Source organism: Marmoricola sp. RAF53 (assembly GCF_052114005.1).
In the GTDB taxonomy this organism is placed as follows: Bacteria; Actinomycetota; Actinomycetes; order Propionibacteriales; family Nocardioidaceae; genus Marmoricola.
Window position 1 is genome coordinate 52182 of sequence record NZ_JBFRDX010000020.1, and the last position, 16137, is coordinate 68318.

Below are 16137 nucleotides of genomic sequence, written 5' to 3' on the forward strand. Positions count from 1 at the left end.
GGACGGAGGCCCGATGACACGGACGCGCGCGCTCGGCGTGCCGGGGTGGGTGTTCCTCCCGGCAGCGCTGGGCGTCGCGTTCGTGCTGCTCCCCCTGGCCGCGATCGTCGCCAAGGTGGACTGGTCCCACTTCGGCGAGCTGATCACCTCCGAGTCGTCGAAGGACGCGCTCGTGCTGAGCCTCAAGACCTCGTCGGCCTGCACCGCGCTCTGCCTGCTGATCGGCGTGCCGATGGCGCTGGTGCTCGCCCGGACCGAATTCCGCGGCCAGGGTCTGGTCCGGGCGCTCGTCCTGCTCCCGCTGGTGCTGCCGCCCGTCGTCGGCGGACTCGCGCTGCTCTACACCTTCGGCCGCAACGGCCTGCTCGGGCACACCCTCGAGGTGCTGAACATCCGGATCGCCTTCTCCACGGTCGCGGTCGTGCTCGCGCAGACCTTCGTCGCGCTCCCCTTCCTCGTCGTCAGCCTGGAAGGTGCGCTGCGCACGGCCGGCCAGAGGTACGAAGCCGTCGCCGCCTCCCTGGGAGCGCGGCCCACGACGGTGTTCCGGCGGATCACGCTTCCGATGGTGATGCCCGGCCTCCTCGCCGGCGCGATCCTCTCCTTCGCCCGCGCGCTCGGTGAGTTCGGCGCGACGATCACCTTCGCCGGCAGCCTCCAGGGCGTCACCCGGACACTGCCGCTGGAGATCTACCTGCAGCGCGAGACCGACCCCGACGCCGCCGTCGCGCTCGCCCTGCTCCTGGTGGTCGTGGCCGCGGTCGTGATCGCGGTGGCGCGACCCGAGCGGGTGCGCGCATGACCCTGGACTTCTCGGCCGTCGTCGCGGAACGCGACCTCGATGTCGCCTTCACGGTGCACACCGGGGAGACGGTGGCGCTGCTCGGGGAGAACGGGGCCGGCAAGTCCACCGTGCTCGCGGTCGCCGCGGGTCTGCTGCACCCGGACCACGGGCACGTGCGGATCGGCGAGCGCACCCTGCTGGACACCAGTCTTCGCGTCGACCTGGCGCCGCACCACCGCCGGGTGGCGCTGCTCGCCCAGGACCCGCTCCTGTTCCCGCGGATGAGCGTGCGGGGCAACGTCGCGTTCGGCCCGCGCAGCGGCGGTGCCGGGCGCCGCGAATCCGCGGCGGCCGCGGAACGCTGGCTCGCCGCGGTCGGCGCCGAGGACCTGGCCGGACGCCGGCCGACGGAGATCTCCGGCGGGCAGGCCCAGCGGGTCGCGCTGGCCCGGGCGCTCGCCGTCGAGCCGGAGGTGCTGCTGCTCGACGAGCCGATGGCGGCGGTCGACGTCGCCGCCCGGCCCGCGCTGCGGCAGACGCTGCAGCGGGTGCTCGCCGGCAAGACCGCGGTGGTCGTCACCCACGACGTGCTGGACGCCCTGCTGCTGGCCGACCGGGTGGTCGTGCTCGAGCGCGGCCACGTGGTCGAGGACGGACGCACCCACGACGTGCTCGCCCGGCCACGGAGCCGGTTCGCCGCGCACCTGGCCGGCCTGAACCTGCTCGGCGGCACCTGGTCCGCCGACCACCTCGTCCTCGACGACGGCACCCGGGTCTTCGCGATGGCTCCCGACGGCCCGGCCGACGGCGACCACGTGGTCGCCTCCTTCAGCCCGCGGGCGGTCGCGGTCTACCGGGACGCCCCGGCGGGCAGCCCGCGGAACTCGTTCCCGGTCGTGCTCACCGAGGTCGAGCCGCTCGGCGACGTCTTCCGGCTCCGCTCCGACCACGTCAGCGGCCACCTCAGCGCCGACGTCACCGCGCAGGCCGTCGCGGAGCTCGGACTGCTCCCGGGAACGCCGGTCACGTTCTCGGTGAAGGCGACCGAGGTGACGGCGTACCCGGTGGCCCAGGAAAGGCCCTAGACGCGAACGCCGGCCCGGGCGCCGTCCTCGACGGCCTTCTGGACCAGGCCGTAGCCGGTCGCGTCCCCGACCGCGGTGACCGGCACGTCCGGCAGCCGGGCCACCAGGGCGTCGTACAGGGCGAGGTCGGGCTCCGGTACGCCGGCCACGAGCACGGCGTCCGCGACGAGGGTGCGCGCACTCCCGCCCTCCGGTACGACGACGACCCCGGCGGCCGTGATCCGCTCGACCTCGCACCGCAGGTGGACGGTCACGCCGAGCCGGTCGAGGCGGTGCATGTGCTCGGACTTCCGCTTCCAGCCGAACTCGGGCGCCAGCTCGGGGCCCGGGTCGACGAGCGCGACGTACCGGCCCCGTTCGGCCAGGTGCTCGGCCAGCTCCGCCACCGCGAGCGTCGCGCCGAGGAGGACGACCCGGCGCCCTTCGGGGAACCAGCCGTCCGCGACCGCGGCCGCCAGGCCGTGCCGCACGTGCGGCAGGTCGGCGCCGGGTATCACGGGCAGCGCGGTCCGGGCACCGGTCGCGACGACGACGGCGTCCGGCGTGAGGGCGGCGACGTCGTCGGCCCCGGCCGTCGCGCCGAGCCGTACGTCGATGCCGGCGTCCGCGACCTCGGAGCGCAGCCAGTCCAGGAAGGGCGCGTTCGCAGGATGGACGACCGAGGCCCAGCGCAGCGCGCCGCCGAGCTCGGACTCCCGCTCCAGGAGAGTGACCCGGTGACCGCGCGCGGATGCGACCCGCGCCGCCTCCAGGCCGCCGGGTCCGCCGCCGATGACCACCAGGTGCCGGGCGACGGGTGCCGGGGTGATCGCGAGCTCGGTCTCCTTGCCGGTGCGCGGGTTGACCGCGCAGTCGACGGAGAACCGCATCTCCAGGGAGTCGATGCAGTTCTCGCACGAGATGCAGTGCCGGACCCGGCCGCCGGTGCGGAGCTTGGCGGGGAGCTCGGGGTCGGCCAGCAGCGGCCGTGCCATCGCGACGAAGTCGGCCCGGCCGTCAGCGAGGACCTGCTCGGCCCGGGCCGGGTCGTGCAGCCGGCCGACGGCGATCACCGGGACGTCGACGACCTCCTTGACCGCGGCGGCGGCACCGACGTTCAGCCCGTCGCCGTCGTCGGCACCGTTGACCATGTTCGTCACCAGCCTGTCGATCACGCCGCCGCTGACGTGGAAGGCGTCCACCCCGGCCGCCACCAGGGACGGCGCCACCTGGGCGGTCTCGTACATCGGGCGGCCGCCGGCGACGCGCTCGAACCCGGAGATGCGCAGCGTGATCGGGAAGTCCGGCCCGACCTCGGACCGGATCGCGGCGAGCGCCTGGAAGACGACCCGCATCCGGCCCTCGACGGTGTCGCCGCGGTAGTCGTCGGTACGCCGGTTGCGCTGCGGCGCGAGAAAGGAGCCGAGCAACATGTAGCCGTGCGCGGCGTGCAGCTCGATGCCGTCGTACCCGGCCTCGCGGGCGCGCCGGACCGCCGCCTTGTAGAGGTCCATCACCGCGCCGATCTGCGCCGGCGTGATCTCCTCCGACGGCCGTCCGGTCAGGTACGACGGGATCACCGACGGCCCGAGCGACGTCACCCCGAACATCTCCGGCCCGAGGCCGTCCGGACCGGCGTGCACGATCTGCGGCTGGATCCTCGCGCCGTGCGCGTGCACCTCCTCGACCAGCGCCCGGTGCGCGGCGACGCCCTCGTCGGTGCCGAGGTGGAGCCCGCCCGGCGTCTCCGGGTGCTGGTGGTCGATGCCGGTCGCGCCCAGGGTGATGAGCCCGACGCCGCCGGCGGCACGGGCGGCGAAGTAGGCACGGGTCCGGTCCGACGGCAGGCCGTCGGAGGTGCCGTACATCGTCTCCATCGGGGACATGACGATCCGGTTGCGCAGCTCCATCGAGCCGATCCGGCCCGGGGCGAGGAGGTGCGGGTAGTCGCTCACGAGGCGCTGTGCCCGGCGAACCTGCCCGCGAAGGCCCGCAGCGGCAGGTCGGCGCTGGTGACGATGCCGGGCGCGGCCTCGACGACCGCGCGGATCGCGTTGAGCGCGGGCATCCCGGTCACGGTCATGCCGATGGAGGCGAACGCCTCGGCGTCGAAGGGTGTCCCGGGCCGCGGGATGATCATGTGCTTGGAGTAGATGATCGGGTCGCCGTCGATCCTGGTGATGTAGCAGCCCTGCACGTCCCACTTCGGCGACGTGTGCGGTGTCATCTGCCACTCCAGGCCGAGCTCGACGCGGGGTACGCCGGCGACCTTGCCGACGTACGCGAACTTGGCGGCGCCGACCGAGCCCTTCGGCAGCTGGTACCAGCCCAGGTCGACGTCCTCGGTGCAGGCGCCGAGCTCGCACTCGAAGTCGACGGTGTCCAGCTCGATGCCGAGCGCGTCCGCCATCAGGTGGACCCCGTCGCCGAAGACGCGGCAGCCGAGCTCCAGCTTGCGCACCTGCTCGGGGTCGTCGGCCGGGAAGCCGAAGCCGCAGTTGACCCAGGTGTCGACCGAGTGGTGGCAGGAGACGTCGACCGACTCGATGCAGGTGACCTTCTCGATGTCCGCGACGTCGGCGGAGTGCACGATCGTGAGGATCTGCGCCAGCCCGGGGTTCATCCCGGTGCCGTAGAAGGTGGAGCCGCCGCGCTCGCAGGCGGCGGCGATGACCGCGGACTCGGTGCGCCCGTCGGCGAGCCGGTGGTTGGCGTCACGGTGGTGGCCGGTGATGAAGTCCGCCGTGGTGACGACGTCGATCCCGGCCTCGAGCACCCGCTCGTAGAGCTCGACGTCCGGCCAGACGCCGTGGAAGGTGACGACGTCGGGCTGAGCGTCGACGATCTCCTCGACGGTCCCGGTGGCCAGGACACCGACGGGGTCGAGCCCGGCGAGCTCGCCGGCGTCGCGGCCGATCTTGTCCGGGGTGTAGCAGTGCAGGCCGACCAGCTCGAGGTCCGGGTGCGCCTGGATCCGGCCGATCATCTCGCGGCCGACGTTGCCGGTCGCGACCTGGAAGACGCGCACGCGGCGTCCGGACGTGGAGGGGTACGGATCAGCCATGCGGCAGAGGTTGGCACAGTGGCTCGGGTTCGGACAAGACTTTCATAGACCCCTTAATGAAACTACTCTCGGCGCGTGGACTTCACCATCGTCGGCGCCTTCGTGCCCACCGAGGAGCTCGTCCCGCTGGCCCGGGCCGCGGACGAGCTCGGCTACCACTCGTTCTGCGTGGGCGACCACGTGGTCGACCTGGAGACGATCGCGACGCCGTACCCCTACGAAGCCTCCGGCGACCGGCGCTGGGACCACCGGGCCGAGTGGCCGGACCCGTGGGTGCTGTTCGGGGCGATGGCCGCGGTCACCACGAACCTCTCGTTCTTCACCTCGATCTACGTCGCATCGCTGCGCAGCCCGTTCCAGGTGGCCAAGTCGGTCGGGACCGCTGCGGTGCTCAGCGGCGGCCGGGTCCGCCTCGGCGTCGGCGCCGGCTGGTGCCGCGAGGAGTTCGAGCTCCTCGGCCAGGACTTCGACTCCCGCGGGAAGCGCACCGACGAGGGCCTGGCCCTGCTGCGCACACTCTGGACCCAGGAGTGGGCGGAGAGCGACCCGCAATCCGGCGCTGTGCACTACCCGACCCCGCGCCTGACGATGCGCCCGCTGCCGAAGCACCCGGTCCCGATCCTCGTCGGCGGGCTGACGCCGGTGGCCCTGCGCCGCGCCGCCCGGTACGACGGCTGGGTCGGCGACATCTCCTCGACCGAGGACGCGATCGGGATCGCCGCCCGGCTGCGCGAGATCCGCGAGCGGACCGGCGAGGCCGACCGTCCCCGGCCGACCGTGGTCGCCGCGCTCGATGACGCCTTCCTGCCCGAGCACTTCGCCGCGGCCGAGGCCGGTGGCGTGACCGACGTGATGACCCAGCCGTGGATGTACTACTTCGGCCGCAACGCCTCGCTGGACCAGAAGCTCGACGGCCTGGAGCGGTTCGCGAAGGACGTCCTCGTTCCCCTGAACGGCTGACCGGACCGGCGTGGCCGAAGGTCCCGAACCGGGCGCAAACCGTGGCCGTGACCTGGGTCACTGTGGTTGACTGTCTTTCGGCTATTTGCTCGCCTGCCCAAATACGCTCCACGACGAGACGAGGACCTGATGACCGCGACCGAGATCCCCGCCGGCTTCGACTTCACCGACCCGGACCGGATGCTGATCGGCGTCCCGCTCGAGGAGCACGCGCTCGCCCGGCGTACCTCCCCCGTGCACTGGGTCGAGCAGCCGCAGTCCGCTCGTGACGGCATGGAGGGCGGCACCGGCTACTGGGCCATCTCCAAGCACGCCGACGTCGCGCGGGTCTCCAAGGACAGCAAGAATTTCTCCAGCGCCGAGAACTCCGCGATCATCCGGTTCCCCGAGGGCATGCTGCGGGAGATGATCGAGTTCCAGCGGGTCATGCTGCTCAACCAGGACGAGCCCGAGCACACCGCGACCCGGCAGATCATCAGCCGCGGCTTCACCCCGCGCTCGATCATGGCGCTCGAGGAGGGCCTGAAGGACCGCGCCCGGACGATCGTCGCGGACGCCCTCGCCCAGGGCGACGTCGACTTCGTCGAGGACGTCGCCGCCGAGCTGCCGCTGCAGGCGATCGCCGACCTGCTCGGCGTCCCCCAGGAGGACCGCGGCAAGCTCTTCCACTGGTCGAACCAGATGCTCGCCGGCGAGGACCCGGAGTTCGAGGGCCAGAACGAGGTCGCCGCGGCCGAGATCCTCGGCTACGCGATGATGATGGCCGCGGACCGCAAGGAGAACCCCCGCGACGACATCGTCACCAAGCTGATCAACGCCGACAAGGACGGGCGCGGCCTCACCGACGACGAGTTCGGCTACTTCGTGGTGATCCTGACCGTGGCCGGCAACGAGACCACCCGCAACGCGATCAGCCACGGCATGGACGCCTTCCTCGACAACCCCGACCAGTGGGACCTCTGGGTCAAGGAGCGCCCGTCGACGATGATCGACGAGGTGATCCGCTGGGCCACCCCGGTCAACGTCTTCCAGCGGACCGCGACCAACGACGTCGAGGTCGGCGGCCAGCTGATCAAGAAGGGCCAGCGCGTCGGCCTCTTCTACGCCTCCGGCAACCACGACGAGGACGTCTTCGAGGACCCGTACACCTTCAACATCCTCCGCGACCCGAACCCGCACCTCGCCTTCGGCGGCCACGGCGCGCACTACTGCATCGGCGCCAACCTGGCCCGCGTGGAGATGAACCTGATCTTCAACGAGCTGGCCGACCAGTGCCAGAAGATCGAGCGCCTCGGCCCGCCGGACCGGCTCCGGCACAGCTGGATCAACGGGATCAAGCACCTGCCGGTGCGGCTGGGGTGAGCTGAGCTGAGACGCGCCAGCGGGTTTCGAGACGGTTGCTGCGCAACCTCCTCAACCACCGGTGGTTGAGGAAGGCGCTGAACACGTCAGTCGCCGGGTTTCGAGACGGTTGCTGCGCAACCTCCTCAACCACCGGTGGTTGAGGAAGGCGCTGAACACGTCAGTCGCCGGGTTTCGAGACGGTTGCTGCGCAACCTCCTCAACCACCGGCGGTTGAGGAAGGCGCTCCGCGCCTGTCTCGAAACCCGGTGAGATGCGCGCCGCGGGCGACTACGAGGCGCGCAGCCCCGAGCTCGTGAACAGCGCCAGCTGGTCCACGAACTCCGGGTCGATGCCCGCTGCCCCGATGGGCCGGCCGTAGCCGCCGAGGTCGGCGGTGGCGAGCGCGGTGAGCATGGAGAACATCGCGATCGGCGCCCGCAGCTCGACCGCGTTCGGCGGGAGGTCCGGTACGCCGGTCGCGGCGGCCGTGAACAGGTCGGCGATGTCGCCGTCGCCCGCGACCATGCCGGCGACGATCTCGTCGCCGTTGAGCGCGATCGTGATCACGATGCGCAGCCAGTGGATCGCTCGCACGGGGTCGGCGTTGACCGCCTCGACGAACGGCATCAGCACCGCCTCGACGAGCTCGCGGGTGGTCAGGTCGTCGCGGCCCTGGAGCGCGGCCAACCGGGCCCGGATCGCCTCGGCGACCTCCTCGCCGCGGCGCTTCACCACGGCGTCGAGCAGGTCGCGCTTGGTCGGGAAGTGGTGGGTGAGCGCCGCCGGGGCGACACCGCCGGCGCGGGCCACCGAACGCAGCGAGACGGCGTCGACGCCCTCGGTGCCGAAGAGCTCCTCGGCAGCGTCGAGGAGCACCTCGCGCACGTCGAGGTCGACCCGCGGGCCGCGTCGTCGCTGCGCAGTCATCTCCATCCGACCCACCCTAGGGGTTGGCGGACGAGCGCACGGCCAGCACGCCGAAGTCGGACGGGCTCAGTACTCGTCCCGGGGGTCGTCCTTCGGCAGCCGCCGCATCCGCACCGCGAAGACCACGACGTAGACGACCACCAGCACCAGCACGATCACCCCGGCCGGGACGAACGAGCCGTCCGGTAGGGCCCCGAGGGCGATCGCCGCGGCCGCGAGCACCATCCAGAGCGAGAGCCAGAGCCGGGACCGGAGGACCCTGCTCCGGGGACGGTGGGGGTAGTCCTCCATCGCGGCCGGTCAGCTCGTGGCGGCGGCGGTCATCGCGGCGACCTGCTCCGCGGTGAAGCCGGACAGGTCGGGGACGTTCTGCATCAGCTCGATCCGGGTGCCGTCCGGGTCGGTCAGGTAGATCAGCCGGGTCGAGGACGGGTCCGCCGGGTCACCGAGGACCGTGCGGGTCTCCTCGACCACGGCACCGCCGGCCGCAAGGATCCGCTCGGTCAGCTCGTCGAGGTCGTCGACGCGGAAGGAGAGGTGGGTGAAGCCGAGGTCGGTCATCGGCTTGCGCTCCCCCGACCCGGTCGCCGGTACGTCGACCCACTGCAGCAGCTCGATCCGGACGTCGTCGCGCAGCAGCATGGCCGACCGGAACGCGCCCTCCTGCTCCATCGTGGTCGCCACTTCGTTGTTCTCGAAGTCGAGCCGGTAGAGCTGGGCGAAGCCGAACACCTCGGTGTAGAAGCGGATCGAGCGGTCGAGGTCGGAGACACCGATGCCGATGTGCGAGAACCCTTGGATCATGCGCACAGTGTGGCCCACCGGCGGGCGGCGCGGGGCGGTACGCGGAGCCCCTCAGGCCGGCGCCGGCTCCGTCCCGGTCGGCGCGGCGGCGTCCTCGGGCTCGTCCGGCGCCCGGCCGGCCCCGACGAGCACCTGGGCGACGGCCAGCAGGACGAGCATGAGGACGAAGCACCAGAACAACCGCTCCCGGTTGACCTGGTTGCCCCAGAAGAGCACGACGAAGGACAGCGCCACGATCACGCCGCGCAGCCAGGCCGCGTTGGCCGCGACCCACTTCCCGACGCTGCGGACCTGTGGGATCGCGACCGAGGCACCCACCGTCTCCAGGCCGTTGCAGAGGAACCCGCGGGTGGCTCGGGCGGAGGCGGTGCGGCCGGCGTACCAGCCGCTGAGGATCACCAGGAAGCCGAGCAGGACGAGCGCCTGGCCGCCGCGGTGCAGGTAGGTGAGCAGGGTGTCGTAGAAGATCTTGCTGGCCGGTCCGAACACCGTGCCGCTCAGCTGGTTGACGAAGAACTGGCGGCCGATCTGGAGGGTGAGCCCGACGAGGAGGCCGTTGGCCAGCAGGATCGCGCCGACCCAGACGGTCGTCCGGGCCTTGCGCACCGAGACCAGTACGGCACCGAGGAGCATGACCAGCACCACCCAGAGCAGCCATTTCGCGACCGGGTTCGTGAACGCCCAGATGTTCTGCGCCTGGTTGAGCGAGTCGGAGTCGAGGAGCACGATCTGGCGGTCCTTGTCCGGGATCGGGACCCGGTCGGCGAAGGTCAGACCGCGGTTGACGAGCTCGGCCTGGACCGCGTCGATGATCTGGGTGACGTCGAGCACGACCTCCCCCGCGGAGATGGTGACCGGTCCGGTGTCGTCGCCGTTGAGCAGGGCGACGAGGAGCTGCTGGGTGCGGATGTTGACCCGGGTCCAGATCTGCTCGAAGGCGTCGGAGGCGATGAACTGGTTGACCTGGCTCTCGATCAGGCCGTTGACCGCGCCCGAGATCGGCCCGACCAGCAGCTGCAGCCGCGGCCGGTCGGCGATCACGCCGGAGAACGCATCGTTGAGGAGCGCCTCGACGTCGACCTGCTCCTGGATCGCCTGGGTCACCTTGGTGGCGACCGCCTTCTGGACCTCGGGCGACGCGATGAGCGGACCGGTCGTGTCGATGTAGCGCTGCGAGTCGTTGATGGTCCGCTGGCCCCAGTACGCCACCAGCGCGGGCGTCGTCAGCACGGCCGAGAGCACGAGCAGCACGACGACTGCGACCGAGCGGCCGAAGGACGAGCTCCCGGTCGGCGCGGCGGCCGGTGCCGCCGGCGGAGGCGGAGCGGGCTGCTCCAGGACGACGGTATCCTCCGGCATCGGACCTCCTCGGGCGAGCGCAGGCTCAGGACGAGCTCGGCACTCCGGCCAGCCTAAGGAGGTACGGACGGCCCCCTGCCCCCCGAAAAGTACGAGTTTTCGGGCTCAGAGGTCGACCGTGAGCCGGATCGCGACCGTGTCCCCCGGCTCGAGCCCCTCCGCCTTCCGGACCGCGGCCTTGAGCGGCACGACGTACCGGCCGTCCTTGGGCCACAGCGAGGTCGTCCACCGGGTGCCGCCGATCTCGGCCGCGACCGGGATCATCCCCCAGCCGTAGCTGACCGCCGCCGCGGTCGCCTCGAGCGCCGCGGAGTCCTCGTCCGGCACGGTCACGAAATGGTGCGGCGCCGGGCCGCGCCACTCGAAGATCTCGCCGCTGAACTCCACGTCCATGCCCAGGAGCCTAGGCTCGGACCATGGACAACGAGGACCTCCGGCTCGCCGTCTACCACGCCTTCGCCGCCGGCCGGATCCCCCGGATCGCCGAGCTCGCCGTCGAGCTCACCACGATGCAGAGCTCCGTCCGCGCCGGCCTGATCTCGCTCGCCAACGCCCGGCACGTCGTCCTCGGCGCGGACGGCGAGGTCGTGATGGCGCACCCGTTCTCCTCGATCCCGCTGGGCTTCTCGGTGATGGGCCGGACCGCGCTCTGGTGGGGCGGCTGCGCCTGGGACTCGTTCGCGCTGCCGCACCTGCTGCCCGACCAGGGCCCGGTGCTGGTCGCGACCACCTGCCCGGCGTGCGGCAGCCCGCACGCCTGGAACGTCGGCACCGCCGGTCCGCCGGAGGGCGACCAGGTCGCGCACTTCCTGGTCCCCACCGCACGGATGTGGGACAACGTCGTACGGACCTGCCGCAACCAGCGGATCTTCTGCTCCGAGGAGTGCGTCGACGCCTGGCTCACGGCCACCGGCGAGGGACGAGGAGACGTGCTGGACCTGGCCACGCTGTGGCGCCTGGCCGAGCACTGGTACGACGGGCGCCTGGAGCGTGGCTACGTACGCCGCGAGCCGGCGCACGCCAGGAACTACCTGAGCGGCGTCGGGCTGACCGGGACGTTCTGGGGGCTCTGACCGGCAGAGGTGTCGACGCCGACGGCGTCCATCCGGAAGGTCATCACCAGGACCGCCGCGAGGAACAGCACGGCGAACGCCAGGAAGGCGCTGCGTGCCTGCACGTCGAGGTCCATGGCTCGATTCTGCGAGCGGCCCCGCGAGCCCGACAACGGGTGAGCGGCTGCACGAATCTGCGCTGCACGAGACTGCAGGTTCTCCCGCGTAAGCACGCCACGCAAGGGGCGAGCTGGTCCAGCAAGTGGTCCAGCCGTGGTCTAGCCGACCAGGCCCATCGCCTGCTGCATCCCGCGGGTCGCGAGCTCGTCGGCGAGCTCGTTGTCGGCCACGCCGGCGTGGCCCTTCACCCAGAACCACTCCACCTGGTGCAGCGCGCAGGCGGCCTGCAGGCGCTGCCAGAGGTCGACGTTCTTCACCGGCTGCTTGGCCGAGGTCCTCCAGCCGTTGCGCTCCCAGGCGAGGCACCATTTCGTGATGCCGTTACGGACGTAGGTGCTGTCGGTGTAGAGATGCACCACGACCGGCCGCTTGAGCGCTTCCAGCGCCATGATCGGCGCGGTCAGCTCCATCCGGTTGTTCGTGGTCTCACCGGGCTCACCGCCGCTGAGCTCCAGGGAGTGCTCGCCCTGCCGGAGTACCGCGCCCCACCCCCCGGGGCCCGGGTTCGGGGTGCACCCGCCATCGGTGTGGATGACCACGACGTCCTCGTTCACGCGGGACATCCTCCCCCACCGGTGTCGGCGGGCCGTGCAAGGCTGCCCGGATGAGCGAGTTCAAGCAGCAGGACCTCCGTGGGTCGTCCTTCGACGAGGTGTACCTCAACGACGCGCGCTTCCGCCAGGTCGACCTCTCCGGTGCCGACTTCCGCGAGGTCTACCTCACCGGCGCGCGGGTCCAGGACGCCGTGCTGACCGACGTCCGGATCAGCGGCTGCGACCTGACCGGCCTGAGCATCGAGGGCGTCGAGATCGAGCCGCTGCTGGAGGCCGAGCTGGACCGCCGGTACCCGGACCGGCCGAAGATGCGTCCCCGGACCGCGGACGGGTTCCGCGAGGCCTGGGCGATCCTGCTCCGGCTGTGGGCCGGCACCGTCGAGCGGGCGCGCACCTTCCCCGCCGAGGCGCTCCACGAGAGCGTCGACGGCGAGTGGTCCTTCATCGAGACCCAGCGCCACCTGGTGTTCGCGACCGACGCCTGGGTACGCCGCGCGCTGCTCGGCGACCCGACGCCGTGGGACCCGCTGGACCTGCCGCACGACGACATGGCCGACTCCCCGCCGGTGCCGCGCGACCGCACGGTGCGGCCGACCCTGGACGAGGTCCTCGTCCTGCGGGCGGACCGGCAGTCGACCGTCACCGAGGTCCTCGCCGGGCTCACCGACGAGCGGCTCGCCGGGAGCACCACGCCGGTCCTCGAGCCGGGCTACCCGGAGCCGGAGAGCTTCGCGGTGCAGCGGTGCCTCGGCGCGATCATCCACGAGGAGTGGGAGCACCGGCTCTACGCCGAGCGCGACCTGGACGTGCTCGAGGAGCGCGCCGGCTGAACTCGCTCACAGGTGCTCGAAGGGCTCCTCGCCCGGACGCCAGATCCACGAGCTGCCGTCGAAGAACCCGCTGAGCATCGCGATCTCCTCGCCGAACACCTCCTCCGGGCTCGGGTCGAGCACGACCTTGGTGCCGCCGAGGACGACGACGAAGCCGGCACCGGCCGCCTCGACGACCGCGGTGACGTCCTCCTCGATCAGGCCGATGAACGCGTCGGCGTACCCGGGCTCGCCGGAGGCGAGAGAGCCGTCGGGCGTGCGCAGCCGCGGGAGCGCGTCGCAGTTCAGCACCGGCATGTGCGGGCTCGCGTCGGTCTCGAACCGCAGCTGCACGTGGTCGAGCCCGAACTGCACCGAGTACAGCCGGAACCCGACGAGCCGGGTCAGCAGCCCGTCCTCCACGTCCTCACCTCCCTGCTCGGATTCTGCCGCACGGCGACGGTCGGTGGTCTGGCCCTCAGGGCGTTGCGGCCCATCTTCTTCATCGAGCAGAACCAGCACGTCCGCCGGCGTGATCGGGCCGGTCCCGAACGTCACCACGGGGAAGCCGTCGCGCGCGTCGAAGCGAACCGTCGGATCCATGCTGCGGATCATGGGCGAGAACCTAGCCCCGCGCCGACGCGTTCAGGTCAGCCTGTGGACTCAGCCGTGCCGCGGGTCCGGGGAGATCAGCGCCGTCCGGACCGACAGGTCCAGCTCGCGGTGCCGCAGCGTCGTGATCCGGCGGCCGGGCTGGACGGCGTCCTTGACCGGCGACGTGCGGTCGCCGAGCCGCGCTGCGGTGGCGTCGATATCGGCCACCGTGTGCGTCAGGCCCCAGAGGCTCGCCGGGCCGTCACCGGAGGTGTCCGGGGAGCCGACGACCTCCAGGATGACCTCGCCCATCCGGTAGAAGACCTGCCGCACGGCCGCTCCCCCGAGCTCGCCGTCGCGCTCGCGGCGTGGTTCGAGGCCGACTGCCCGGAGGACCGCGACCGTGCGGGCGAGGTCGGGCGAGAGCAGCACCACGTGGTCGATGAGGGTGACGCCGTTCGGGTGGGTCGCGGGCGTCGCGGGAGGTGCGTCCGAGAGCGTCGTCGGGATCCCGTCGAGGTCCCCGTCGAGGGCGCCGTCGAGGGCGCCGGCGCCGCGCAACGACCACGCCACGATGCCCTTGCCGCGGACGCGGCCGACGAGGCGCACCCGCACCGTCCCGATCCGGCAGACACCGTCCGGGTCGACCGTGAAGCCGGCGGCGGTCCAGGCGGAGGGGTCGTCGGCGACGACGAGCTCGTCGATGGTCACGTGCACGGACGGGACCCTACCGAGCGCGCCTCAGACGGAGTCGCGGTACGCCTCGACCGCAACCGCCAGCACCGCGGGCGGCAGGTCGACCCGTGCCCGCCCGGGTTCGAGCACGGACAGGTCGTCCACGACCGCGTCGAGCCGGCCCTGGAGGTCGGGCCCGGGGCCGGACCACAGGCTCTCGCCGTCGTCGGTCAGCTCGAACGTCCAGTCCTCGAAGATGCGGACCAGCTCCGCGCCGACCAGCTTGCCGAGAGAGGCGGACAGCTCCTCGGCGGTCAGGACCGCGTGGTTGATCCAGTCGCCGGACGCCACGACCTCGGCGAGCGAGCAACGCCGGTGGTGCACCCCGATCGCGGCGAAGACCCAGGCGTCGGTGCGGTCCCAGCCATGCTCGGGGTTCAGCGCTTGCCCTCGGCGCGCTCGCGGCGCAGCCGCGCGATCACGTCGTCGACCGCGCTCTGCTCGTCGCTCACCGGCGCCGCCGCCTTCTCCATCGCCTTGTGCGTAGCGGGCGGCCGGTGCCGTGGCGGCGCGGAGAACTCCGGGAAGTCGTCGTCGGCGACCGGTGCGTTCGGGTCGTCGCTGGTCATGCGGTCAATCATTCCACCCGGGCGGAAAGCCGGTCCGCACCGCCTCGACAGGGCCCTTCAGTAGGGTGAAAATCGATCCGCCCACCCCCAGTGAGGGAGTACCGATGGCAGTCCGTGTCGACCTGAACATCTCGCTCGACGGCTTCGCGACCACGACCGACCAGACGCCCGAGAACCCGTTCGGCGACGACTGGCCCCGCCTGGTGGGCGCGTACACCGCGACCCGGACCTTCCGCGAACGCGTCCTGCACGACACCTCGGGCGAGGGCACCACAGGGGTGGACGACGCCTACGCGCAGGCGTACTTCGCGGAGGTCGGCGCGGAGATCATGGGCGCCGGCATGTTCGGCCTGCACAACTTCCCCGACGACCCGGACTGGCGCGGATGGTGGGGCGAGGAGCCGCCGTTCCGGATCCCGGTGCTCGTCCTCACGCACACCGCGCGGCCGGCGATCTCCTTCGCGAACGGCACCGAGTTCCACTTCCTCACGACCTCGCCGGAGGAAGCACTCGACCGCGCGCTGGAGGCGGCCGACGGCAAGGACGTCCGCATCGGCGGCGGCCCGACCGTCGTCCGGGACTTCCTCCGCGCCGGCCTCGTCGACCACCTCCACGTCGCGATCGCCCCGATCCTGCTCGGGCGGGGCATCCGCCTCTGGGACGACCTGCGCGGGCTGGAGTCCGGGTACGACGTCACCGCGGAGACCGCGGAGAGCGGCACGGTCCACCTGACGTTCCGCCGCTGACGGCGGGGCGCTCAGACTCGGTCCGCGCGGCAGTCGCTCATGCCACGTCGAGCGGTTTCAGCTTGGGGACACCCGCCTTGCGCTCGACGGCCAGGTCGTGAGCGCTCTGCAGCGCGAGATTGGGGCGAGATCGCGGAGTGCTCGCGAAAGCACGCGGCTCAGCCTGACCCGCGAGATGCCGAGGTGCTGCGCCACCTGCGTCGCCGTGAGCCCAGCCCGAGCTCGGGCATCACGTCTTCGCGCAGGATGGCTCCCGGGTGCGTGGGAATGCGTGCGGTCATGTCATCCACCTCCTAGTGGTAGCCACACGTTGAAGCGGAACTTGTCCCCCGTGAAGTGCACAGACTGGAAGTGATTGCACTCTCACCCTGACCCTGCGGCTTTGCGTTTCGTGAGATTGGCTGCCGTTGGTGGTCCCTGACCCAACGGGGCAATTCGGGAGCAAGGGTCTGCTGCACGGATAGGTGACATCTGATCTGTGGTGCCGAGCGGTGCCGCTGGAAGGATGTGCCCCGTGCCGAAGCCGTTCCCCAAGGAGTTCCGTGACGACGTCGTGAACGTCGCCCGACGCCGTGAGCATGGCGTGACGTTG

Annotated in this window: 20 protein-coding genes and 1 pseudogene; 7 read left to right on the forward strand and 14 right to left on the reverse strand. The window is 71.7% G+C overall.

What is annotated here, in order from left to right; genetic code table 11:
- Window positions 1-13 precede the first annotated feature (13 nt).
- Entirely contained in the window at window positions 14-802 is a 789-nt protein-coding gene (locus AB4Y76_RS16440; RefSeq protein ID WP_441927185.1) for an ABC transporter permease, read from the forward strand.
- Window positions 799-1869: a sulfate/molybdate ABC transporter ATP-binding protein gene (locus tag AB4Y76_RS16445; protein WP_441927186.1), complete on the forward strand. Its 1071-nt coding sequence runs from the start codon at window positions 799-801 to the stop codon at window positions 1867-1869. The genes AB4Y76_RS16440 and AB4Y76_RS16445 overlap by 4 nt, the downstream gene beginning before the upstream one ends.
- Here AB4Y76_RS16445 and AB4Y76_RS16450 read toward each other — a convergent pair.
- Both AB4Y76_RS16450 and AB4Y76_RS16455 read right to left on the reverse strand, forming a co-directional pair.
- Window positions 1866-3803, reverse strand: coding sequence for an oxidoreductase (locus AB4Y76_RS16450; protein WP_441927188.1), 1938 nt, complete (start codon window positions 3801-3803; stop codon window positions 1866-1868). The two genes, AB4Y76_RS16445 and AB4Y76_RS16450, sit on opposite strands and share 4 nt — an antisense overlap.
- Window positions 3800-4912 carry an NAD(P)H-dependent amine dehydrogenase family protein gene (locus tag AB4Y76_RS16455; RefSeq protein ID WP_441927190.1) on the reverse strand — a complete coding sequence of 371 codons (1113 nt, stop codon included), beginning with the start codon at window positions 4910-4912 and terminating at the stop codon, window positions 3800-3802. The genes AB4Y76_RS16450 and AB4Y76_RS16455 overlap by 4 nt, the downstream gene beginning before the upstream one ends.
- A gap of 75 nt (window positions 4913-4987) precedes the next feature.
- On the opposite strand from AB4Y76_RS16455, the gene AB4Y76_RS16460 reads away from it, so the two are divergent.
- Together AB4Y76_RS16460 and AB4Y76_RS16465 are read left to right on the forward strand one after the other, a co-directional pair.
- On the forward strand, window positions 4988-5872 hold the full coding sequence (locus tag AB4Y76_RS16460; RefSeq protein ID WP_441927192.1) for a TIGR03619 family F420-dependent LLM class oxidoreductase: 885 nt from the start codon (window positions 4988-4990) through the stop codon (window positions 5870-5872).
- Window positions 5873-6001: 129 nt separating this feature from the next.
- The gene (locus tag AB4Y76_RS16465; protein ID WP_441927194.1) at window positions 6002-7234 is read left to right on the forward strand and encodes a cytochrome P450; all 1233 of its coding nucleotides are present in this window, start codon (window positions 6002-6004) and stop codon (window positions 7232-7234) included.
- A 270-nt stretch (window positions 7235-7504) separates the two neighbouring features.
- On the opposite strand, the gene AB4Y76_RS16470 is transcribed toward AB4Y76_RS16465, so the two are convergent.
- The 5 genes from AB4Y76_RS16470 to AB4Y76_RS16490 all read right to left on the reverse strand — a co-directional run bounded on the left by AB4Y76_RS16470 (window position 7505) and on the right by AB4Y76_RS16490 (window position 10699).
- Entirely contained in the window at window positions 7505-8149 is a 645-nt protein-coding gene (locus AB4Y76_RS16470; RefSeq protein ID WP_441927196.1) for a TetR/AcrR family transcriptional regulator, read from the reverse strand.
- Between the two features lie 60 nt (window positions 8150-8209).
- Entirely contained in the window at window positions 8210-8434 is a 225-nt protein-coding gene (locus AB4Y76_RS16475) for a hypothetical protein (RefSeq protein ID WP_441927198.1), read from the reverse strand.
- Between the two features lie 9 nt (window positions 8435-8443).
- Window positions 8444-8947 (reverse strand): VOC family protein, encoded by a 504-nt coding sequence (locus AB4Y76_RS16480; protein ID WP_441927200.1) that lies wholly within the window; start codon window positions 8945-8947, stop codon window positions 8444-8446.
- Window positions 8948-8998: 51 nt separating this feature from the next.
- Window positions 8999-10306, reverse strand: coding sequence for a hypothetical protein (locus AB4Y76_RS16485; protein WP_441927202.1), 1308 nt, complete (start codon window positions 10304-10306; stop codon window positions 8999-9001).
- Between the two features lie 105 nt (window positions 10307-10411).
- A complete protein-coding gene (locus AB4Y76_RS16490; RefSeq protein ID WP_441927204.1) occupies window positions 10412-10699 on the reverse strand; it encodes a DUF1905 domain-containing protein in 288 nt (95 codons plus the stop codon).
- Between the two features lie 23 nt (window positions 10700-10722).
- Between AB4Y76_RS16490 and merB the strand changes: the two genes are divergently transcribed.
- Complete coding sequence (gene merB / locus AB4Y76_RS16495) at window positions 10723-11379, forward strand: organomercurial lyase (RefSeq protein WP_441927206.1); 657 nt, start codon at window positions 10723-10725, stop codon at window positions 11377-11379.
- Here merB and AB4Y76_RS16500 read toward each other — a convergent pair.
- Window positions 11334-11495 carry a hypothetical protein gene (locus AB4Y76_RS16500; protein ID WP_441927208.1) on the reverse strand — a complete coding sequence of 54 codons (162 nt, stop codon included), beginning with the start codon at window positions 11493-11495 and terminating at the stop codon, window positions 11334-11336. The genes merB and AB4Y76_RS16500 overlap by 46 nt on opposite strands.
- A 141-nt stretch (window positions 11496-11636) precedes the next feature.
- Window positions 11637-12092 (reverse strand): ribonuclease HI, encoded by a 456-nt coding sequence (gene rnhA / locus AB4Y76_RS16505; protein WP_441927210.1) that lies wholly within the window; start codon window positions 12090-12092, stop codon window positions 11637-11639.
- Between the two features lie 50 nt (window positions 12093-12142).
- Between rnhA and AB4Y76_RS16510 the strand changes: the two genes are divergently transcribed.
- A complete protein-coding gene (locus AB4Y76_RS16510) occupies window positions 12143-12922 on the forward strand; it encodes a DinB family protein (protein WP_441927212.1) in 780 nt (259 codons plus the stop codon).
- A gap of 6 nt (window positions 12923-12928) precedes the next feature.
- Here AB4Y76_RS16510 and AB4Y76_RS16515 read toward each other — a convergent pair whose 3' ends face one another.
- The 4 genes from AB4Y76_RS16515 to AB4Y76_RS16530 are packed head-to-tail and all read right to left on the reverse strand — an operon-like array spanning window position 12929 to window position 14799.
- Window positions 12929-13504 (reverse strand): hypothetical protein, encoded by a 576-nt coding sequence (locus AB4Y76_RS16515; protein WP_441927214.1) that lies wholly within the window; start codon window positions 13502-13504, stop codon window positions 12929-12931.
- A gap of 60 nt (window positions 13505-13564) precedes the next feature.
- On the reverse strand, window positions 13565-14212 hold the full coding sequence (locus tag AB4Y76_RS16520; protein WP_441927216.1) for a VOC family protein: 648 nt from the start codon (window positions 14210-14212) through the stop codon (window positions 13565-13567).
- Between the two features lie 24 nt (window positions 14213-14236).
- On the reverse strand, window positions 14237-14554 hold the full coding sequence (locus tag AB4Y76_RS16525) for a hypothetical protein (RefSeq protein WP_441927218.1): 318 nt from the start codon (window positions 14552-14554) through the stop codon (window positions 14237-14239).
- Between the two features lie 53 nt (window positions 14555-14607).
- Window positions 14608-14799, reverse strand: a complete 192-nt coding sequence (locus tag AB4Y76_RS16530; protein ID WP_441927220.1) for a hypothetical protein — start codon at window positions 14797-14799, stop codon at window positions 14608-14610.
- A gap of 104 nt (window positions 14800-14903) precedes the next feature.
- On the opposite strand from AB4Y76_RS16530, the gene AB4Y76_RS16535 reads away from it, so the two are divergent.
- Window positions 14904-15545 (forward strand): dihydrofolate reductase family protein, encoded by a 642-nt coding sequence (locus tag AB4Y76_RS16535; protein ID WP_441927221.1) that lies wholly within the window; start codon window positions 14904-14906, stop codon window positions 15543-15545.
- Window positions 15546-15602: 57 nt separating this feature from the next.
- Here the strand turns inward: AB4Y76_RS16535 and AB4Y76_RS16540 are convergent.
- Window positions 15603-15767: pseudogene (locus AB4Y76_RS16540) on the reverse strand (hypothetical protein); the annotation flags it as partial.
- Window positions 15768-16137: the final 370 nt, after the last annotated feature.